18 protein-coding genes are annotated in these 19,375 nt (G+C 63.9%); 13 read left to right on the top strand and 5 right to left on the bottom strand.

Going from position 1 to position 19,375, the window contains the following annotated elements; genetic code table 11:
* The first annotated feature begins 57 nt into the window (after positions 1-57).
* Genes BLW56_RS00715 through BLW56_RS00700 form a run of 4 tightly spaced genes read left to right on the top strand, consistent with a single transcriptional unit; the run spans position 58 to position 5,645 of the window.
* Positions 58-1,329 carry a hypothetical protein gene (locus BLW56_RS00715; protein WP_093508774.1) on the top strand — a complete coding sequence of 424 codons (1,272 nt, stop codon included), beginning with the start codon at positions 58-60 and terminating at the stop codon, positions 1,327-1,329.
* Complete coding sequence (locus BLW56_RS00710; RefSeq protein WP_093508773.1) at positions 1,329-1,985, top strand: HdaA/DnaA family protein; 657 nt, start codon at positions 1,329-1,331, stop codon at positions 1,983-1,985. Before BLW56_RS00715 ends, BLW56_RS00710 begins: the two co-directional genes overlap by 1 nt.
* Positions 1,976-4,150: an RNA degradosome polyphosphate kinase gene (locus BLW56_RS00705; protein ID WP_093508772.1), complete on the top strand. Its 2,175-nt coding sequence runs from the start codon at positions 1,976-1,978 to the stop codon at positions 4,148-4,150. The genes BLW56_RS00710 and BLW56_RS00705 overlap by 10 nt, the downstream gene beginning before the upstream one ends.
* A 10-nt stretch (positions 4,151-4,160) precedes the next feature.
* Positions 4,161-5,645 (top strand): Ppx/GppA family phosphatase, encoded by a 1,485-nt coding sequence (locus BLW56_RS00700; RefSeq protein ID WP_093508771.1) that lies wholly within the window; start codon positions 4,161-4,163, stop codon positions 5,643-5,645.
* Here BLW56_RS00700 and rnd read toward each other — a convergent pair.
* Entirely contained in the window at positions 5,642-6,829 is a 1,188-nt protein-coding gene (gene rnd / locus BLW56_RS00695; protein ID WP_093508770.1) for a ribonuclease D, read from the bottom strand. The two genes, BLW56_RS00700 and rnd, sit on opposite strands and share 4 nt — an antisense overlap.
* 132 nt (positions 6,830-6,961) lie before the next feature.
* Between rnd and BLW56_RS00690 the strand changes: the two genes are divergently transcribed.
* From BLW56_RS00690 to BLW56_RS00655, 8 genes are all read left to right on the top strand, one after another.
* The gene (locus BLW56_RS00690; protein ID WP_093508769.1) at positions 6,962-7,291 is read left to right on the top strand and encodes a hypothetical protein; all 330 of its coding nucleotides are present in this window, start codon (positions 6,962-6,964) and stop codon (positions 7,289-7,291) included.
* The gene (locus tag BLW56_RS00685; protein ID WP_093508768.1) at positions 7,291-8,802 is read left to right on the top strand and encodes an FAD-binding protein; all 1,512 of its coding nucleotides are present in this window, start codon (positions 7,291-7,293) and stop codon (positions 8,800-8,802) included. Before BLW56_RS00690 ends, BLW56_RS00685 begins: the two co-directional genes overlap by 1 nt.
* 100 nt (positions 8,803-8,902) lie before the next feature.
* Positions 8,903-10,693, top strand: coding sequence for an aspartate--tRNA ligase (aspS, locus tag BLW56_RS00680; RefSeq protein WP_093508767.1), 1,791 nt, complete (start codon positions 8,903-8,905; stop codon positions 10,691-10,693).
* Between the two features lie 3 nt (positions 10,694-10,696).
* Positions 10,697-11,569, top strand: coding sequence for an alpha/beta fold hydrolase (locus BLW56_RS00675; RefSeq protein WP_093508766.1), 873 nt, complete (start codon positions 10,697-10,699; stop codon positions 11,567-11,569).
* Positions 11,570-11,636: 67 nt separating this feature from the next.
* Positions 11,637-12,575, top strand: coding sequence for a hypothetical protein (locus BLW56_RS00670; protein ID WP_093508765.1), 939 nt, complete (start codon positions 11,637-11,639; stop codon positions 12,573-12,575).
* A gap of 82 nt (positions 12,576-12,657) precedes the next feature.
* Positions 12,658-13,443 (top strand): polyphosphate kinase 2 family protein, encoded by a 786-nt coding sequence (locus tag BLW56_RS00665; protein WP_093508764.1) that lies wholly within the window; start codon positions 12,658-12,660, stop codon positions 13,441-13,443.
* Between the two features lie 54 nt (positions 13,444-13,497).
* Complete coding sequence (locus tag BLW56_RS00660; RefSeq protein ID WP_093508763.1) at positions 13,498-14,034, top strand: J domain-containing protein; 537 nt, start codon at positions 13,498-13,500, stop codon at positions 14,032-14,034.
* Between the two features lie 84 nt (positions 14,035-14,118).
* Positions 14,119-14,706 (top strand): hypothetical protein, encoded by a 588-nt coding sequence (locus BLW56_RS00655; RefSeq protein WP_093508762.1) that lies wholly within the window; start codon positions 14,119-14,121, stop codon positions 14,704-14,706.
* Positions 14,707-14,733: 27 nt separating this feature from the next.
* Here the strand turns inward: BLW56_RS00655 and mtgA are convergent, their stop codons facing one another.
* The gene (gene mtgA / locus BLW56_RS00650; RefSeq protein ID WP_093508761.1) at positions 14,734-15,444 is read right to left on the bottom strand and encodes a monofunctional biosynthetic peptidoglycan transglycosylase; all 711 of its coding nucleotides are present in this window, start codon (positions 15,442-15,444) and stop codon (positions 14,734-14,736) included.
* A 90-nt stretch (positions 15,445-15,534) separates the two neighbouring features.
* On the opposite strand from mtgA, the gene BLW56_RS00645 reads away from it, so the two are divergent.
* Positions 15,535-16,335: a transporter gene (locus BLW56_RS00645; protein WP_093508760.1), complete on the top strand. Its 801-nt coding sequence runs from the start codon at positions 15,535-15,537 to the stop codon at positions 16,333-16,335.
* Between the two features lie 311 nt (positions 16,336-16,646).
* On the opposite strand, the gene BLW56_RS00640 is transcribed toward BLW56_RS00645, so the two are convergent.
* The 3 genes from BLW56_RS00640 to BLW56_RS00630 all read right to left on the bottom strand — a co-directional run bounded on the left by BLW56_RS00640 (position 16,647) and on the right by BLW56_RS00630 (position 19,244).
* Positions 16,647-17,219: a hypothetical protein gene (locus BLW56_RS00640; RefSeq protein WP_143043319.1), complete on the bottom strand. Its 573-nt coding sequence runs from the start codon at positions 17,217-17,219 to the stop codon at positions 16,647-16,649.
* Positions 17,220-17,304: 85 nt separating this feature from the next.
* On the bottom strand, positions 17,305-18,207 hold the full coding sequence (gene rpoH, locus BLW56_RS00635) for an RNA polymerase sigma factor RpoH (RefSeq protein ID WP_093508758.1): 903 nt from the start codon (positions 18,205-18,207) through the stop codon (positions 17,305-17,307).
* An 80-nt stretch (positions 18,208-18,287) separates the two neighbouring features.
* Positions 18,288-19,244: an RluA family pseudouridine synthase gene (locus BLW56_RS00630; RefSeq protein WP_177175746.1), complete on the bottom strand. Its 957-nt coding sequence runs from the start codon at positions 19,242-19,244 to the stop codon at positions 18,288-18,290.
* Positions 19,245-19,375: the final 131 nt, after the last annotated feature.

The following is a 19,375-nucleotide window of genomic DNA, read 5'->3' as shown; positions in this document are numbered from 1 at the left end:
TAATTGCCATGATTTCCTTGTCGGGGCCCGCGCTTTTGGGCAAAGCATAGAGAAGATATGATTTCGGCCGCTTTCCCGCGCTTCGCGCCCCGCCTGTCCCTCGATGCCATTCGCCCGCGCGACTGGCGCTGGGCCGCGCTTTTCGGCCTGTTTTTCGCGATTTTGCTCGTCGGCGTGGTCGAGGGGCAGATCAGCCGCGGCGATCGCGGAATCACTCCGATCAACAGCAGCGGCGATTTTCTCGCGAGCGGCATCATGGTCGATGTGACCGGCGACAATGCCGATGATGCGCGGACCAAGGGGTGGCGCGAGGCGCAGCGCCTCGGCTGGAAGCAACTCTATCGCAAATTGAACGGCAGCGATGGTCCCGCGCTCACCGATTCGGTCCTCGACGGCATCGTCACTGCGATCGTTGTCGAGGAAGAACAGATCGGCCCGCGCCGCTACGTCGCAAAGCTCGGCGTCCAGTTCGACCGCGTGCGCGCCGGACAGATTCTGGGCGTCAGCGGTCGCACGCTGCGTTCGCCGCCGCTGCTCGTTATCCCGGTCTACTCGATCGACGGCATCCCGCAGGTGTTCGAACAGCGCAGCGCATGGCAGCGCGCATGGGCCGAATATAATACGGGGCAGAGCGCAATCGATTATGTCCGCACGGCGGGCACCGGCGCGGATACCTTGCTCCTCAATTCGGGGCAGACCGGCCGCCGCGGCCGCGTCTGGTGGCGCGTCATCCTCGATCAATATGGTGCGGCCGATGTTCTCACGCCCATCGCGCGCGTCGAATATTCCTATCCCGGTGGCCCGATCAAAGGCTATTTCACGGCGCGTTTCGGTCCCGACAGCAAGCTGATCTCCAGCTTCACGATGACCGGTCCCAGCCCCGCGGCACTTCCTGACATGATGGAAAAGGCGGTGGCACGCATGGATCGCATCTATATCGACGCGCTGGCATCCGGCGTGCTGCGCACCGATACCTATCTCGTTCTTGAAAAGCCGGTCGAACGGGAAGACCTGCCCGAAGAGGCCGCGACCGACACGGATGTGCTGCCGAGCGAAACCGACTCCAGCGTACCGACCACGGCGGCCGTGGGCGTACAGAGCTTCACCGTCCAATATAGTTCGCCCGACGTCGATTCGGTCACCGCGACCGAGCGTTCGGTGGCGGGCGCAGCCGGCGTCCAGTCGGCTTCGACCACCAGCCTTGCGCTGGGCGGCACGTCGGTGATGCGGGTCAGCTTCCGCGGCGACATCGCCGCGCTCAAGGCCGCACTCACTGCGCGCGGGTTCAAGGTGCAGGAAGGCGGCGGACAGCTCAGGATCAGTCGCTGATGGCACGCCCATCGGGACAGATCGCCTTGCCGCTCGACTGGAGCGCAGGGGGCAGCAACGACGGCCCGCTGATCGTCGGGACCAGCAATGCCGACGCCGTGCGCTATCTGCGCCATGTCGCAACCTGGCCGGTCCGCACGGCGGTGCTGACCGGGCCGCGGGGTTCGGGTCGAAGCCTGATCGGCCGGCTTTTCGTCAGCGACACCGGCGGGCGCGTCATCGACGGGCATGACAGCGTATCGGAAGAAGAGATTTTTCATGCGTGGAATGCCGCGCAGGCCAGCGGCGAGCCGCTGCTGATTATCGCCGATGCGCCGCCGGCGGACTGGAATGTCGCGCTCCCGGACCTGCGTTCGCGTCTGGCGGCCGTGCCTGTTCTGACGATCGGAGACCCCGACGACTGCCTCGCACGCGACCTGATCGAAGCGATCTTCGCGCAGCGCGGCATGGCGCTCGCGCCCGGTGTCGCCTCCTATATCGTTCCGCGGATGGAGCGCAGCTATGCGGCGATCCACCGCATCGTCGCAGCGCTGGATGCCGCGTCGCTCGAAAAAGGCGGCGGCATTAGCATTCGTCTTACTCGTGAAACATTACTGTCACAGGGGCTCATCGATCCCGATTTGCTCGAAAGACAGGATGAAGCACAATGTCGATAGCCGGCGGCCCCCTACGCGCTGACAATGATGCCGATACCGCGGCGACCCCGCCCAGCTTTGGGCCTGAACGTTTCTTCAACCGCGAACTCTCCTGGCTCGCCTTCAACCGGCGGGTGATGGAGGAGGCGCGCAATCCGGCGCATCCGCTTCTCGAGCGCCTCCGCTTCCTGTCTATTTCGGGCAGCAACCTCGACGAATTCTTTATGGTCCGCGTCGCGGGTCTCAAGGGGCAGCAGCTTCAGGGGATCGACGATCCCTCCGCCGACGGCCGCACGCCCGGTCAGCAACTTGCCGAGATCGAGGCAGAGGTGAACCGCCTCGTCGACCAGCAGCAGAGCGAATGGCAACTGCTTCACAAGTTGCTCGGCGAACAGGGCATCGTCGTCCATGGCACGGGGTCGGACAAGGATGCACTCCGCACGGCGCTGCGCCAATATTTCATCGACCAGATCTTCCCGATCCTCACGCCGCAGGTGCTCGACCCGGCGCACCCGTTCCCCTTCATCCCGAACCGCGGTCTCGGCGTCATTTTCGACCTGCAGCGCAAGGCGAGCGGCGAGACGATCCGCGAACTGGTGATGATCCCCGCATCGCTCGCGCGCTTCGTGCCGGTGCCGGGACAGCCGGGCGCCTTTGTCCCGATCGAATATCTGATCGAGATTTTCGGCGACCTGCTGTTTCCGGGCTTCACGATCCGCTCACTGGGCGTGTTCCGCATCATCCGCGACAGCGATATCGAGCTTGAGGAAGAGGCCGAGGATCTCGTGCGCCTGTTCCGCACCGCGATCCGCCGCCGCCGCCGTGGCCGCGTTATCCTGCTCGAACTCGAAGCCGATATGCCCGGCGAAATCGCCGAAGTGCTCAACGCCGATATTCAGGGACATGAGGCGATCGTCGCCAAGATCGGCGGCTTCATCGGGCTCGCGGCGCTGTCGGCACTCGTCGACGTCGATCGCCCCGACCTCAAATTCCCCGCCTATTCGGCGCGTTTCCCCGAACGAATCCGCGAACATGGCGGCGACTGTTTCGCGGCGATCCGGTCGAAAGACATCGTCGTCCACCACCCCTATGAAAGCTTCGATGTCGTCCTGTCCTTCCTGCGACAGGCGGCCGCCGATCCCGACGTCGTCGCGATCAAGCAGACGCTCTATCGCGCCGGCAACCAGTCGCCCGTCATCCGCGCGCTGATCGAGGCGGCCGAGGCGGGCAAGTCGGTCACCGCGGTCGTCGAACTCAAGGCGCGCTTCGACGAGGAGCAGAATCTCCTTTGGGCGAACCAGCTCGAACGCGCCGGGGTGCAGGTCGTCTACGGCTTCATCGAGTGGAAAACGCACGCCAAGATTTCGATGGTCGTGCGCCGCGAAGGGCAGGGCTATCGTACCTATTGCCACTTCGGCACGGGCAATTATCACCCGGTGACCGCGCGCATCTATACCGATCTCAGCTTCTTCACGGCCGATCCGCGCGCGGGGCGCGATGCGGCGCAGCTGTTCAACTATATCACCGGCTATGTCGAACCCGAACGGCTCGATCTTATCACCATGTCGCCGCTCAACATGCGCGCGCATCTCAGCGAGCTGATCGACGCCGAAACCGCCGCGGCAAAGGCGGGGAAGCCGTCGGGCGTCTGGGCCAAGATGAACAGCCTCGTCGATCCCGATATCATCGACAAGCTCTATGAAGCGAGCGCGGCGGGCGTGCCGATCGAACTGATCGTGCGCGGCATCTGCTGCCTGCGTCCCGGCGTGGCGGGCCTGTCGGAGACGATCCGCGTCAAATCGGTCGTCGGCCGCTTCCTCGAACATAGCCGCGTCTGGGCTTTCGCCAACGGCGCCGCGCTGCCGCACCGCGGCGCAAAGCTCTACATCAGCAGCGCCGACTGGATGCCGCGCAACTTCGACCGCCGGGTCGAATATATGATCCCGATCGAGAATCCGACCGTCCATGACCAGATATTGGACCAGGTGCTCGTCGCGAACCTGATCGACAATGAACAAAGCTGGATTCTCGGGCCCGACGGCACCTCGGTGCGCGTGGATCCGGGTGATAAGCCGTTCAATCTACACCATTATTTCATGAACAACCCGTCGCTGTCAGGCCGCGGAACCGCGCTTCACAAGCGTCAGGACGTCCCGACACTCGCGTTCAACGTGCGCGAAGATTGAGAAGATAGACTTGGGCCTTCTACGCAAATCCAAACAGACGATCACGCGATCCGCGGTCATCGACATCGGCTCAAACTCGGTCCGCATCGTCGTCTATGAAGGCCCGGCGCGTGCGCCTGCGGTGATCTTCAACGAAAAGGTTGCCGCTGGTCTCGGTCGCGGCCTTGCGATCGATGGGCGCATTGCCGCCGAAGACGCCGAGCGCGGGCTCGTCGCGCTCCGCCGCTATGCGTTGCTCGCGAAGCATATGGATGTGAAGGACGTTCAGTGCGTCGCTACCGCTGCGGTGCGCGATGCGGCGAACGGTCCCGACTTCATCGCCGCCGCGGCGGAGGCGGGACTCAAGATACGGCTGTTGTCGGGTGAAGAAGAGGCTGAGGCGGCGGGCTACGGCGTGCTCGCGGCTATACCCGACGCGCACGGTGTGGCCGTCGATCTTGGCGGCGGGAGCCTCGAACTTGCGGAGGTGTCGAACGGCAAGGTCGGTCGCCGCGCCTCCTTTCCGCTGGGCGTGCTGCGCCTGCCCGCGCTTCGCAAGGACGGCGATCAGGCGTTCGAGCGTGCCATTCGGAAGATGCTTCGCTCGGCGGACTGGCCCGACGGGCTCAGCGGGCAGCCGCTCTACCTCGTCGGCGGTTCCTGGCGCGCGCTCTCGCGTCTCGACCTCGAACTCACACGCGATCCGCTCGCGGTGCTCGACCAGCACACGCTTCCCCGCAGCGCACTCCGCCGCCTGATTCGCGCCTCGAAGCGGCTGAGCTTCGAAGAATTGCGCGCGATTCCCGGAATGGCGTCGAACCGCGCCGCGGCGTTGCCCGATGCGGCGGCGTTGCTCGCGGCGCTGGTCAATATCCTCGACGTTCCCGAAATGACGATATCGTCGTCGGGGCTTCGCGAAGGGCTGCTTTATCAGGTGCTCGACGCGGAGACGCGGGCACAGGATCCGCTGATCGTCGCCGCCGAATTCGAAGGCCGCCGCCTGGCGCGCTTCGCTCCGCACGGCCGCGCTATCGCCGAATGGATCGCGCCCTTGTTTGCCGATGAAGCCCCGGCCGACAGCCGCGTTCGTCTTGCCGCCAGCCTGCTCAGCGACGTCGCCTGGTCGGCGAACCCCGATTTCCGGGCCGAGCGGGGTACCGAAATCGGCCTGCACGGCAACTGGCGCAGCATCGATATCCCGGGCCGCGTCCTTCTCGCGCGTGCGCTTTATGCGGGCTTCGGCGGCGCGGACGCCGAATTTCCCGCGATGGAGGGTCTGGTTTCGGCCGAGCGGCTGACACGCGCCCGACAATGGGGTCTTGCGATCCGTCTCGCGCAGCGTTTGACTGGTGGGGTGGAGGCGCCGCTGAAGGCGAGCGGAATCGCGCTGGTCGACGGCAAGCTGAAACTTTGCCTCGATGCCGGCTGGCATCATCTGGCGGGCGAATCGGTCGAGCGCCGCCTGCGCGTTCTCGCACAGGCGCTCGACGCCAAACCCGAACTCGTGCTGCTTTAAACCTCGGCTGCGGTCGCGGCGTCGATCTCGCTCATCACCAGCTTGCCGTTTTTCACGGCAAAGCCCATCCGGCCCTCGACGAGATCGAGCGCCGCATGGCCGAACACGTCGTAGCGCCAGCCCTGCATCATCTGGATGCCCTCGCGCGCGCCCGCAGCCAATGCTTCGAGGTCGTCGCTGCGCGCAATCAGCCGCGCCGCGACATTGAGTTCGCGCGCGCGGATTTTCAGAAGCAGTTTGAGGAGGTCCGCGACGAGCGTTCCTTCCTTGCCAAGCCCGGGGCCGCGCGGCGCGCGATCGGGCATGTCGTCCTTCGACATCGGCTTGGCATTGGCGATCGCGTCCATCAGTCGGCCGCCGATGTCATTCGTGCGCCAGGTCGCCGACAGCCCGCGGACGCGGCCCAGACCATCCTGATCCTTTGGCGGATGCGCGGCGAGGTCGGCGAGCGTCTCGTCCTTGACGATGCGGCCGCGCGGCAGGTTCTTGTTCCGCGCCTCGCGTTCGCGCCAAGCGGCGAGAGCCTGTAGCCGGCCGAGAACGTCGGGCTTGCGCGTCGGCACCTTGATCCGCTGCCAAGCCTTGTCGGGGTCGACGCTGTAATTGGCAGGATCGGCAAGCTTTTCCATTTCCTCGTCGAGCCAGTGACCGCGGCCGGTCTTGATCAGCTTGTCGAGTATCATCGGGAAAATCTTGGCCAGGTGCGTCACATCGCCGACGGCGTAGTCGATCTGGCGCTTGTCGAGCGGACGGCGACTCCAGTCGGTGAAACGTGCGCCCTTGTCGAGCTGGAGCCCGATCCACGCCTCGACGAGGTTCGAATATCCGACCTGTTCGGCCTGGCCGAGCGCCATCTGGCCGATCTGCGTATCGAAGATCGGGTGCGGCGTCTTGCCGGTCAGGTTGAAGATGATTTCGACATCCTGCCCGCCTGCATGAAAGACTTTCAGCATGTCCTCATTGTCGACGAGCAGGTCGAGCAGGGGCTTGAGATCGATGCCGGGCGCCATCGGGTCGATCGCGGCGGCATGGTCGCGGTCGGCCACCTGGATCAGGCAAAGCTCTGGCCAGAAAGTGTTTTCGCGCATGAATTCGGTATCGACCGCGATGAAATCGCTGTTCCGAATGAGGTCGCAGAATTCGACGAGCGCGGCGTTGGTTTCGATCAACGGATGGACTTGCATAGCGCGCCTATACAGCTAGTTGAGAGGAACGGGCAGGAAAAATTGCCCATAATCGCGCGTTGCTCTTCGGGTCGCGGAGCCGGAACACCGGCAGCCAAAAAAACGGCGCAAAAAGACGAAGGGATTTGGGGCATGATGTGGCTCGGTTGGGCGCTCGCCGCGCTCGGTTTTGCGTTGCTTTTCGGTCAATATGCCGCAGGGCAGGCGGATATCTTTCTCTCGATCGCCAATCCGCGACCGCTCGATGAGGAATCGATGGTGGTCACGCTGAAAGGCTGGGGCTTCGCCAGTCAGGCGGCGGAGCCCTTTGTGACCCCCGAATCCGATCACGGGCTCTGCGATGTCCGGGTCTTCGCGACGCGGCGCCAGATGCTGGTGGCGATATCGACCTTCGGCTTCCTGCGGCCCGTCACCGTCGCGTGGCGCGCGCACGCCGGTATCCTGCCGCTGGGAGACGCGTGATGCCGATCGTCAGGCTCGGCGATGAAGGCCGTTGGACCAATTATCACGGCACCGGCACCTGCGAAGGGGCAACGCGCTTCGCCTTGCGCAGCGGCGATGCGGTGCGCGGACGCGATGAAATAGCGATCGCCGCCAAATCGGTGCAGGACTGGCTCAAGCAGGCGGCTGCCGCGAAGCGCCGCGTCCGGCCGCTTGGTGCGGGATGGTCGCCGTCGAACGTCAATATCAGTTCGCAAAGCTGGCTGCTCCATACGCGCCGGTTCAACCGTTGTTTCAGGATTGGCGCGGGTGACGTGCGGCCCGGTATCGATGCGTCGGCTTTGATGCTCGTCGAAGCGGGCGCGCTCGTCGACGAAGTTTCGGACAAGTTCGAGGAACAGGGCAGGTCGCTATGGACCAGCGGCGCGGGCAATGGGCAGACTTTTGCCGGCGCCTGCGCCACCGGTACGCACGGTTCGATGATCGCGCGCGGCGGCATCCAGGACCATATTCGCGCGGCGCAGATCGTCACGCCCGGAGGTGTCTATTGGATCGAACCGGGCGCAGGCGTGATGAGCGATGCCTTCATCGCCGGGACGGGTTCTGCGGTGCTGCGCGACGACGCGCTTTTCGCTGCGGCGCAGCTTCCTGTGGGATCGTTGGGGATCGTGACCGCGCTGGTCGTCGACAGCGTCCCCAAATTCCTCGTCCGCCCGATCCAGAATCTGCGCAAGGTCGATTGCGCGGCACTCGACTGGCTCGCCGTAGGCAATTTTCGTCGGTTTTCTGCAGCCTATGCGCTCGATCGGGATCCCGATTTCGTGCAGATGATCGTCAATCCCTACAAACCGTTCAAGCGTCCTGCCATGCTGCGCTTTCTCTATTGCGAGCCGTGGCGCGAAGATTACCCGCGCGCCACTCCGGGCCAACTTGGCGCGGGCTATGATGCGCTCAGCCTGCTGGGGCGATTGCTCAATGATTATCCGTGGGCGCGGGGGCCGTTGCTGCAATTCGCGATGAAACAGGGCTATGCCAGCGGCCCCGACGTCGATGCGCCCACCGTCTACGGCAGTTGGGGGGAGGGGCTCGACACGCATCGTCCTTTGGCCGATCTGTTCAACGCCTCGGTCACCATCGATCGCTCCGACCTTGCACGCGCCTTCGAGCGCATCTGCGCCGTTTATGCCAAGCACGGCGGCTCGACCGTCGTCACCGTCCGCTTCATGGAGCGCGCGCAGGGCTTGCTCGCCCCGGCACGCTTTGCGCACAACGCGGTGATCGATTTCGACGGCCCGCGCAGTCAGCGCACCGCCGATGCCTATGCCCGCGTCGTCGAATGCCTCGATGTCGAAGGGGTCGGCTTTACGCGGCATTGGGCGAAAAGCTGTCGCCTCGATGCCGCGCGCGTCGCAGCCGATTATGGCAATGATTTTGGTCGTTGGCGCGCCGCTCGCGACCGACTGATGCCCGATCCGGCGCATCGTGCCTTGTTCGGTAGCGAGGTACTGGACAGCCTTGGACTGACCTGCTGATTTGGCCTTCTACCCTTGACAAATGGCGCTCCGATCTGCCTTAGCGCGGCCATAAATATCAACTTTTCGTTGATCTGCTTCATCATTGAAAGACGAGAAAATGCACGCCTATCGCTCCCACACCTGCGCAGATCTTCGCGCCGCCAATGTCGGCGAGGAAGTCCGTCTTTCGGGCTGGGTGCATCGCACGCGCGAGCATGCGAATGTGCTCTTCGTCGATCTTCGCGACCATTACGGGATTACCCAGATCGTCGTGGAGACCGGTTCGGACCTCTATCCCGTCGTCAACGCGCAGGGGCCGGAGTCTGTCCTGACCTTCACCGGCAAGGTTGCGGCGCGGTCGCCCGAGACGCTGAACGCGAAGCTGGCGACGGGCGAGATCGAGATCTATCCGAGCGCGGTGACCGTGCAGTCGTCGGCGGACCGCCTGCCGCTTCCGGTGTTCGGCGAGACCGAATATCCCGAGGAAATCCGTCTCACGAACCGCTTCCTCGATCTGCGCCGCGAGCGGCTGCACAAGAATATCGTGCTGCGCTCGAACGTGATTTCGTCGCTGCGCCGCCGGATGATCGATCAGGGCTTCACCGAATTCCAGACGCCGATCCTGACCGCGAGCAGCCCCGAGGGCGCGCGCGACTATCTCGTCCCCAGCCGCGTCCATCCCGGCAAATTCTATGCGCTGCCGCAGGCGCCGCAGATGTTCAAGCAGTTGCTGATGGTCGCGGGCTTCGATCGCTATTTCCAGATTGCCCCCTGCTTCCGCGACGAGGATGCGCGCGCCGACCGTTCGCCCGGCGAATTCTACCAGCTCGATTTCGAAATGAGCTTCGTTACCCAGGACGACGTCTTCAACGCGATCGAACCCGTCCTGCACGGCGTGTTCGAGGAGTTCGCCGATTTCGACGGCAAGGGCCGCACCGTGTCGCCGTTGCCGTTCCAGCGCATTCCGTACCGCGAATCGATGCTGAAATATGGCAGCGACAAGCCTGACCTCCGCAACCCGTTGCTCGTCCATGATGTCGGCGATTTCTTCAGGGGCTCGGGCTTCGGCCGCTTCGCGACGATGGTCGAGGAAGGGCAGGTCGTCCGCGCCGTCGCCGCCCCCGAAACGCACGAGAAGAGCCGCAAATTCTTCGACGAGATGAACAGCTGGGCGCAGTCGGAAGGCTTCCCGGGTCTCGGTTATGCGACGCAGAAGGACGGGGTGTTCGGCGGCCCGATCGCCAACAATCACGGTCAGGAGGGCATGAAAGCCATCGCCGACGCGATGGGCCTCGGCCCGAATGATGGCATCTTCTTTGCCGCGGGCGTCGAAGGCAAGGCGGCGAAGCTCGCCGGCCTCGCGCGCACGCGCGTCGCCGATCAGCTCGACCTGATCGACAAGAGCCGCTTCGAATTCTGCTGGATCGTCGACTTCCCGATGTTCGAGGCCGACGAGGACACCGGCAAGATCGACTTCAGCCACAATCCCTTCTCGATGCCGCAGGGCGAGATGGACGCGCTTACGAACAAGGATCCGCTCGATATCCTCGCCTATCAGTATGACATCGTCTGCAACGGCGTCGAACTGTCGTCGGGTGCGATCCGGAACCATCGTCCCGACATCATGTACAAGGCGTTCGAGATTGCGGGCTATTCGCAGGCCGACGTCGACACCAATTTCGCGGGCATGATCAACGCCTTCAAGTTCGGCGCACCGCCGCATGGCGGTTCGGCGCCGGGCGTCGACCGCATTGTGATGTTGCTCGCCGACGAGCCGAACATCCGCGAAGTGATCGTTTTCCCGATGACGCAGAAGGCCGAAGACCTGATGATGGGCGCCCCGGCCCCGGTCAGCGAAAAGCAGCTGAAGGAACTCAGCATCCGCATCGTCGACGGTCCGAAGAGTTAAGGCATGAGCGAACCCCGGGAGCACCGGCTGGAAACGCCGGAAGGCGATATCTGCTGGTTCGAATGGGGTGAGCGGGGGCAGGGGCCGTCGCTGCTGCTGCTCCACGCGACGGGCTTTCACGCCCGGCTGTGGGATCAGGTCGTTGCGGCATTGCCCGCGGGCGCGCATGTCATTGCGCCCGACCATCGCGGCCATGGGCGGAGCTTTCGTCCGGCGACGCTCGCCAATTGGGCGGCGACATCGGACGTGCTGCTGCCGCTGCTCGACGGGCTCGGCGGGCATCCGATCATCGGCTGCGGCCACAGCATGGGCGCCTATGTGCTGACACGGCTCGCGTCGCAGCGGCCGGCGGCGTTCGCCCATCTTATGCTCATCGATCCGGTGATCATGGCGCCTGCCTTTTACGAGGGCGAGGCGGCCAAGCCGATCGCCGATCCCGCCGACCATCCGGTCGCCCGTCGCCGCAATAGCTGGTCGAGCGCGGAAGAAATGCGCGCACGTTTCGCGGACCGGCCGCCTTATGCGAATTGGGATCCGCGCGTGCTGGCCGATTATTGCACCTATGGCGTGTTTCCGGCGGCGGACGGGGAGGGGCTGGAACTTGCTTGCCCGCCGGCGCTCGAGGCATCTGTCTACCAGAATGCTCTGCGCACGAACCCGCACGAGTGGCTCCATTATCTCGCGGTTCCTTCGACTCTGATCCGTGCCCCGACCGGTGAGCGCGGTGGCGAACTCGATTTCTCGCTGAGCCCGACATGGACCGGTCTCGGTCCCGCGATCGGAGCCGAGCGCGACGAATTATGGGCCGAGCATAGCCATTTCATCCCGATGGAAAATCCGGCGCGCGTCGCGTCGCTGCTCGCCGCGCATCTCTGACACTTCCCGCTTTGACAGGCGCGCGGGGCTGCGATAGCCCGGCGCGGGGTTCTTGTCGGGGGGTGAGATGTTCGACACGCGACTGGCGCTGGCCGCCGCTTCTCTTTGTTTCGCTTCGCCCGCGGCGGCCGAGACGCTGACCATCATCGGCAGTGATCCGGCCAGCGCCAACGTCAACGACCTGCTCCGCATATCGGTCGAGCGGTTCGAGGGCGAGGATGGCGGGGCGTTCGCGCAGCAACTCGAGGCCGAGCTTGGCGGCGCGCAGTTCGATGGCCGCGCTTATTACCGGGTCATCGCACCCGAATCGAACGCGCCGACCGACGGCCTCGTCACAGGCACGACGCGTGCCGGCGTCGAAGAGGCGCCCGTGACCGAAAAGCGCAAGCGCTGTGTCGAGCCCGATCCCGCCGACAAGAAAAAATGCCTGAAGGAAGACGAGGTCGATATCCGCTGTCGCCGCCGGACGATCACCGTCGCGACCACCGCACGGCTTGTGGCGATCGGCGACGGTTCGGTGCGTTACACGCGCCCGCTGAACGCCCGCGACCAGATCACCTATTGCCCCGATCGCGCCGCATCGCGGTCGGTCGACGACTATATCGAGAGCGTTCAGCGCGATCATGTGAAGGCGATCCGCCGCGACCTCGCGCCGCGCGACTATTCGCTCGACGTGCGTGTCGAGGAAAGCACGAAGGGGCTGGCGAAGCCGGCGCAGGCGGCGTTCAAAAATGCGGTCCGCCTGACCAAGAGCGACCAGCCCGGCGCGTGCGCGGCATGGACCGCGCTGACCCGCGACGCCGAACCGACGGCTGCGCTTGCTTTCAACCTGGGCCTTTGCGCCGAGATGCAGCGCGATTTCGATAAGGCGATCGACTGGTATGGCGAGGCGCAGCGACAGGGGCTGCGCAGCAGCGCGATCCCCGAAGCGCTGGAGCGTATCGAGGGTAACCGCCGCGCGCTGGCCGACTGGGACGCGCGCAAGCGCCTGATCGGACGCGAATGAGGAAGCGCGTGAGGCCTGTCCCGGAACATGACAGTGGCGGATCGGGCTTGGTGGGATGCCTCCGCATAGGTTAGGAGGGCATATGAGCATTTCCCTGTCCGACTATGAAACCGGCGCCAAATATGATGTCGACTATTCCGACACGATCGCGGCGCTTGAGGATCGGCTCGAACGCTTGCAGGCCGCACATATCATCCACGGCCAGCGCAGCATCGTCATGTTCGAGGGATGGGATGCGGCGGGGAAGGGCGGCATCATCCAGCGGCTCACCGCCTCGCTCGATCCCCGCTATTTCGAAGTGTGGCCGATCAGCGCGCCCAATGAGGAAGAAAAGGCGCGCCATTTCCTTTGGCGCTTCTGGAAACGCCTGCCCGGAAACCGCGAAATCTCGATCTTTGACCGCAGCTGGTACGGCCGTGTTCTTGTCGAGCGCGTCGAGGGCTTTGCGACCGAAGCCGAATGGCGCAAGGGTTATGACGAGATCAACGAGTTCGAGGCGCAACTGACCGGCAGCCGCACGAACCTCGTCAAGCTGTTCATCCACATCACGCAGCAGGAGCAGGACGAGCGTTTTGCAGCGCGGCTCGACGATCCGTGGAAACGCTGGAAGACCGGCACCGAAGATTATCGCAACCGGTCGAAGCGCAAGGATTATCTCGCCGCGATGGAAGAGATGTTCGCGCAGACGAACACGCGCTGGGCACCTTGGAAAATCATCGACGGCAACAACAAGAAGGCCGCACGCATCGCCGCGCTGACACATATCATCGACACGCTCGAAGCCGCGGTACCGATGACCCCCACCGAGCGCGACCCCGCAGTGGTCAAACTCGCCGCCAAGGCGTTCGGCTACAAGCCGAAGGACTAGCTATTTAGCCCTGCTTGGCTAGCAATTTCGGCTCCGGTTGCTACATATGGTGAAATGAGCCGCGCTAAGAGATCCGATGACTGGGGGTTTCCCCGCTGGCGCCCCTATGGCTCTTCGCGCGAGACGCAAAAGGTGCGCCTCTGCGATCGCCACGGTTGCACCAACCCAGGCAATTGCCCCGCACCGAAATCGCCGAACAGTCCCGAACGCTGGTATTTCTGCGAAACCCACGCTGCCGAATATAATCGCGGCTGGGATTATTTTGCCGGCCTTTCCGCCGAAGATGCGGCGGCGCGCGCCGCCGAAGAGGCTCGCGGCGCCAACAGCTATGCCCGTGCGCAGCATTATGCGTGGGGCGGATCGGGCGACGGCAGCCGCAGCGCCGACGAAATGCGGGCGCTTGAAATCCTCGACCTCGAGCCCGACGCCGACTTCGAGGCGACCAAGAAGGCGTGGCGCAATCTTGCCAAGGAATGCCATCCCGATGTGAAGCCGGGCGATGCCGAGGCCGCAAAACGCTTTGCTGCGGGGCAGGCGGCGTTCGAGGTGCTGAAGCAGGCCGAAGAGCGCAAAAGCTGGAAACCGGCATAGCTGCGGCGCATCGTCGGTCGGTCGGCGGCGCGCAAAGCCTTAAAAAGGCTTTCAATATCAGATTGCTGCGGCCATTCTTATGACATGCTCCTGCTCGCTATGACGCTCGCCTCCTCGCAACTCCCCGCTTTCAGCCCCGGGTTGGCCGCCGCACAATGCGTCGACGAGAATGATGCGCATGATTTCGACGCGCAGGCGGAGTGCCTAAAAAGCCTGATCCGCGATCATCGGGAGGTGTCCGCGGTCCATCGGTTTGCGAAGCCGGTCCTCCGCGCAGAGATCGATCGCTGCGTCACCGACTACAGCGATGGCGAAAAGTCCGACTGGAACATGATCCAGATTTGCGCAAACCGCGACGAAGCGTCGTTGAGGGAGACGTCGCTGGGCAACACCCGCTTCGATGCGGAGCGTGCGCGTGTCCGGTGTGCGAAAGAGCAGAAGGAGGACCGGCCGGACCTCGTCCTCGAAGACTGTTTCAAATATGAAATAATCGGTGCCCGGAATTTCACGCTATTTCAGGCGATCTATCCCGACGCGGCCATCCAGTCCTCTTTTCGGATCTGCCTCGAACGCTGGACGGCCGACAACCTCACCGATTGGGGTATGGTGTTCTACTGCGCGCAGGATCAACTGGACGGCCTCGAGCGGCTGGCGCCACGGGGGAACCGATAGGCGCCCGACGAACGACTGCCGTATCGATTACTTGTAAACGCAAGCGTCCAGCCCGTCGCGGCGCACTTGTCCGACGCGGGCCGTGATCGTGTTGCCATAGCGGCGGGTGAAGCCGGACGGGCTCACCGCTTCGCGCTTTTTGGGGAGCGGCAGGATCGCGGCGATGCGCGCGGCTTCCTTTGGCGTCAACTTGGCCGCGCCATGCTTGAAATAGCGCTGGGCTCCCGCCTCGACGCCATAGGTGCCGATGCCGGTTTCAGCGACGTTGAGATAGACTTCCATGATCCGGCGCTTGCCCCAGATCTTCTCGATCAGAAAGGTGAACCAGACCTCGGGCACCTTGCGGACGTAGCGTGTCCAGCCGCTGCCTTGCCACAGGAAGACATTTTTTGCGGTCTGCTGGCTGACGGTCGATCCGCCGCGCATGCGCTTACCCTTGGCGTTGCGCTCGATCGCTTGTTCGATCGCATCTCGGTCGAAGCCGTCGTGGCTGCAGAATTTGCCGTCCTCGGCGGCGATCACCGCGCGCACCATATTGCGGTCGATGCCCGACAGGCTTGTCCAGTCCTTCGTGATCCCGTTGCTGTCGGCCAGCATCGTGAAGGTTACGGGCGGCGGCACGACGGCGTAGATGAGCACCCACAGCACCGACGCCGCGATAAACCAGAACAGCCATTTGAACGGTCGAAGATACCAAGGGAGCTTGCGCTTCGTCTTCGCACGGGGAGGAGTTGCCATGCGGGCAAATTAGCCGCTTGCGGTTTCGAGGCAAGCGGCGCTTGATCTTGCGGAGCAAAATACTGTCATCCGTGCGAAGGAAATATCGGCATGTTGCTTCGACCCCTCTTGCTGCTGGCGGCCGCGACGGTCGCTGTGCCGGCTTTTGCGGACGAGGGACACCGCGAGCTTTGTCCCGACCGGCCCGGGCTCGGTACGCCCGCCTGTACGGTCGAGCCGGGGGTGCTGCTGTTCGAGATCGGCCTCGCCGACTGGACGCTCGATCGCTCCGTTGACAGCCGGAGCGATAGCTGGACCTTTGGCGACGCTCTGCTGCGTGCAGGACTGACTCCGTCGCTGGAGGTGCAGATTGGGTGGACGATGCTGGGCCACATACGCGACCGCGACCGGGCGACGGGTGACGTGACCCGTCGGACGCGAACCGGCGACATGACGCTCGCGCTGCGGCAGAATTTGAGTAACCCGGACGGGTCAGGCTTTTCGATCGCGCTGATGCCCTATGCGACGCTGCCGCTGGGCGGGAAGGGGGTTGGCGCGGGCGATTGGGGGGCGGGACTGCTCGCGCCGGTCAGCTTCGACCTTGGCGCCGTGTCGCTGGGTTTCACGCCGCATGTCGACGCCGCGGTCGATAGCGACGGCGACGGTCGGCATACAGCTTATGGGTCGGTCGCCGGGGTGGGGCTCGATGTGTCCGACGATGTTTCGATGACGGCCGAAGTGTCGCTAGCCCGCGACGAGGACCCCGACGGTCATACGACCGAGGCGCTCGCCGGCCTCTCCGCCGGCTGGCAACCCGATGCCGACAGCCAATGGGATTTGGGCGCCAACATGGGCCTCAATCGCAACAGTCCGGATATCGAACTCTATTTCGGTTTCGTGCGGCGGTTCTGAATGCCGAAGCTTGGTATCGGTGCGGAACGGCGGCTTAGGAGTGGGAAGCAGACGTTCTCACCTTCGTCATTCCCGCGAAAGCGGGAACCCAGAGCGGCCGTCGGCTGGCCTATCGCTGGGTTCCCGCTTTCGCGGGAATGACGAGGTGTAGGAGGCCTACCGTCAGCAACCGGTCGTTTTCAGTTTCTCGTCATCCCGGGCTTGATCCGGGACGCGCCTTCCTCCCGCCTGACGTTGAAAAGACAAGGCAGGCCCCGGGTCGAGCCCGGGGTGACGAAGAGGGTGATGTCCGCTTCCGGTCGAAACCGGCCTCAGCTAGTCGGCGGCTCGCCGTCGGTTCTGTCCTTCTCGACGCTGCTCGCATCGGCGGCGAGCGAGCGCATCTTCGCCTCCGTCGCGGCGTCTCTTCCGCTCAGCACCAGCCAGGCCATTACGGCGGCGGCGATCAACGACAGCAGCGCCAGCCAATATCCTATTTCCCAATGAACCTCGATCATCGCAAGCGCCGCGCGGTCCATGCTGCCGTTGGCCCCGTCCTTCGCGGCTTCGGCCATGATGGCATCCTCGCTGTAGCGATATGTGCCGACGAGGATTAGCGCGATCGCGGTAACCGAGGTGCCTAGTACCGGCTTGGCAACTTCGCGCCCCTTCAGGAAAAGCAAGATCAGCCCCGTGGCAATCGCGAGCAGCGCCAAAATCAGCCAGAGGTTCAAGGAGGCGCCGTCGCTTGCCTGCGAGGCCTGACCCATTGCGGTGACGCGGCCGAACGCGAGGCCAAAGCCGCTCGCTTCGACGAGTGTCTGGTTGGAGCAGCTGACCGTCATCCACGGCAGCAAGAAGGCCAATAGTGCGATGCCCTTGGGAACCCGGATCCATTTCCACATGATATATCCCCCTTCGGCCAAGCCGGGGGAAGGCTAATCCTTTGCGCCCGTGAGTCAAATCACGGGCGCAACGGCCGGGCTGCGATCAGGCGCCGACCAGCCGGCGGTCGCCCGCAAGCTTGAGCATCGCCTTCTGCAGCTTTTCGAACGCACGCACCTCGATCTGGCGGACGCGTTCGCGGCTGACGTCATAGACTTGGCTCAAATCCTCGAGCGTCTTGGGATCGTCGGTCAGGCGGCGTTCGGTCAGGATGTGGCGTTCGCGTTCGTTCAGCGATTCCAGCGCCTCGTTCAGCAGCGAATGGCGCACGTCGCGTTCCTGTGCCTCGGCGACGCGCTCATCCTGCAACGGACCCTCGTCGCCCAGCAGATCCTGCCACTGGCTGTCGCCATCCTCGCCCATCGGAACGTTCAGCGAGGTGTCGCCGCCCATCGACATGCGACGGTTCATGCTGGTGACTTCCTCCTCGGTGACGCCGAGGTCGGTCGCGATCTTGGTCAGATGTTCGGGCGACAGGTCGCCGTCTTCGAACGCCGCGAGGTTGTTCTTCATCCGGCGAAGGTTGAAAAACAGCTTCTTCTGGGCGGCGGTCGTCCCCATCTTCACGAGGCTCCACGAGCGCAGGATGAATTCTTGGATCGAGGCGCGGATCCACCACATCGCATAGGTGGCGAGGCGGAAGCCGCGTTCGGGGTCGAATTTCTTCACGCCCTGCATCAGGCCGATATTGCCTTCGCTGATCAGCTCGCTGACCGGCAGGCCATAGCCGCGATAGCCCATCGCGATCTTGGCGACGAGGCGGAGGTGCGAAGTAACGAGCTGCGCCGCAGCTTCATTGTCGCCATGCTCCTGGAATCGCTTCGCGAGCATATATTCCTGCTCGGGGGTGAGCAGGGGGAATTTGCGGATTTCGGCCAGATAGCGGTTCAGGCTCGCCTCACCGCCGAGTGCGGGCACTGTTGCCGGAACGTTGCTTTTGTTAGCCATGGGTAGAAACTTCCCTTATTTTCAGAGGAGAAATATGCCGCGGTTGGGTCCGGCGGTCAAAATAGATTTTCATTCGAAACCTAAACGCGCAATTCATCGATCAGTTCCCGCATGTCGCCTGGGAGTTCGCTGTCGAGCGCGATGTCGTTACCGGTCACCGGATGAATAAAACCCAAATGGGCGGCGTGCAACGCCTGACGTACGAAATTCCGCGCCCGAAGGATATCAGACAAAGGTTTACGTGCGCGGCCGTAGACGGGGTCGCCGACGAGCGGATGGCCGATATGCGCCATATGGACGCGGACCTGATGCGTGCGTCCGGTTTCCAGCCTGCATTCGACCAGCGTCGCATTTTTCAGCGGCTCGATCGTCCGGTAGTGGGTGATCGCATGCTTGCCGCGTCCTTCGGCGACGACCGCCATCTTCTTGCGGTTCGTGCTCGACCGGCCGAGCGCCGCGTCGACGGTGCCGTTCGCGGGAACCGGCCGCCCGGTCGCGATCGCGAGATAGCGGCGGTCGATGCTGTGCGCGGCGAATTGCTTTGCGAGCCCTTCGTGCGCCTTGTCATGCTTTGCCGCGACGATCAGCCCGCTCGTATCCTTGTCGATGCGATGGACGATCCCGGGACGCGCGACGCCGCCGATCCCCGATAGCTGGCCCGCGCAATGATGGAGCAATGCGTTGACCATCGTGCCGTCGAGATTGCCCGCAGCCGGATGGACGACCATGCCCGCGGGCTTGTCGACGACGATCAGATGCTCGTCCTCATAGGCGATGACGAGATCCAGATCCTGCGCGACATTGTGCGCGGGCGCGGCGACGGGCAGGCGGACCTCGATCGTCGCCGGCGCGGCCGCCTTGGCCGACGGATCCCACAGGATATTGCCGCTCGCGTCGAAGACGCGGCCGCCCTTGATCAGCGTCTTCACTCTTTCGCGCGAAAGATTGGGGAGGGCTTCGGCCAGCGCCCGGTCGAGCCGCAGCCCGGCCGCACTGTCCGCCAGCGCCACGGTCAAAATGTCGTCTTCCCCCTGCATTGACCGCGATGTGGGTGCGAGACACCGGATTTCAAGGGTCACGGCCTGCCGTATCGCGCTTGTCTCGGCCGATTCCGTGGCTTAGGGAGCAGGCGCGAGCCGGAAATGTCCGGCCTTGCGGGGAGCCTGTC

Source organism: Sphingopyxis sp. YR583, from assembly GCF_900108295.1.
Taxonomy (GTDB): domain Bacteria; phylum Pseudomonadota; class Alphaproteobacteria; order Sphingomonadales; family Sphingomonadaceae; genus Sphingopyxis.
Note: the sequence above shows the minus strand (reverse complement) of the source record. Positions and strands in the feature narration are given on the sequence as shown.

Excerpts from the sequence above, each read along its gene's own strand:
- BLW56_RS00715 (WP_093508774.1), top strand. The coding sequence starts at position 58 with ATGATTTCGGCCGCTTTCCCGCGCTTCGCGCCCCGCCTGTCCCTCGAT.
- BLW56_RS00710 (WP_093508773.1), top strand. The coding sequence starts at position 1,329 with ATGGCACGCCCATCGGGACAGATCGCCTTGCCGCTCGACTGGAGCGCA.
- BLW56_RS00705 (WP_093508772.1), top strand. The coding sequence starts at position 1,976 with ATGTCGATAGCCGGCGGCCCCCTACGCGCTGACAATGATGCCGATACC.
- rnd (WP_093508770.1), bottom strand. The coding sequence starts at position 6,829 with ATGCAAGTCCATCCGTTGATCGAAACCAACGCCGCGCTCGTCGAATTC.
- BLW56_RS00690 (WP_093508769.1), top strand. The coding sequence starts at position 6,962 with ATGATGTGGCTCGGTTGGGCGCTCGCCGCGCTCGGTTTTGCGTTGCTT.
- BLW56_RS00685 (WP_093508768.1), top strand. The coding sequence starts at position 7,291 with ATGCCGATCGTCAGGCTCGGCGATGAAGGCCGTTGGACCAATTATCAC.
- aspS (WP_093508767.1), top strand. The coding sequence starts at position 8,903 with ATGCACGCCTATCGCTCCCACACCTGCGCAGATCTTCGCGCCGCCAAT.
- BLW56_RS00675 (WP_093508766.1), top strand. The coding sequence starts at position 10,697 with ATGAGCGAACCCCGGGAGCACCGGCTGGAAACGCCGGAAGGCGATATC.
- BLW56_RS00670 (WP_093508765.1), top strand. The coding sequence starts at position 11,637 with ATGTTCGACACGCGACTGGCGCTGGCCGCCGCTTCTCTTTGTTTCGCT.
- BLW56_RS00665 (WP_093508764.1), top strand. The coding sequence starts at position 12,658 with ATGAGCATTTCCCTGTCCGACTATGAAACCGGCGCCAAATATGATGTC.
- BLW56_RS00660 (WP_093508763.1), top strand. The coding sequence starts at position 13,498 with ATGAGCCGCGCTAAGAGATCCGATGACTGGGGGTTTCCCCGCTGGCGC.
- BLW56_RS00655 (WP_093508762.1), top strand. The coding sequence starts at position 14,119 with ATGCTCCTGCTCGCTATGACGCTCGCCTCCTCGCAACTCCCCGCTTTC.
- mtgA (WP_093508761.1), bottom strand. The coding sequence starts at position 15,444 with ATGGCAACTCCTCCCCGTGCGAAGACGAAGCGCAAGCTCCCTTGGTAT.
- BLW56_RS00645 (WP_093508760.1), top strand. The coding sequence starts at position 15,535 with ATGTTGCTTCGACCCCTCTTGCTGCTGGCGGCCGCGACGGTCGCTGTG.
- BLW56_RS00640 (WP_143043319.1), bottom strand. The coding sequence starts at position 17,219 with ATGTGGAAATGGATCCGGGTTCCCAAGGGCATCGCACTATTGGCCTTC.
- rpoH (WP_093508758.1), bottom strand. The coding sequence starts at position 18,207 with ATGGCTAACAAAAGCAACGTTCCGGCAACAGTGCCCGCACTCGGCGGT.
- BLW56_RS00630 (WP_177175746.1), bottom strand. The coding sequence starts at position 19,244 with ATGCAGGGGGAAGACGACATTTTGACCGTGGCGCTGGCGGACAGTGCG.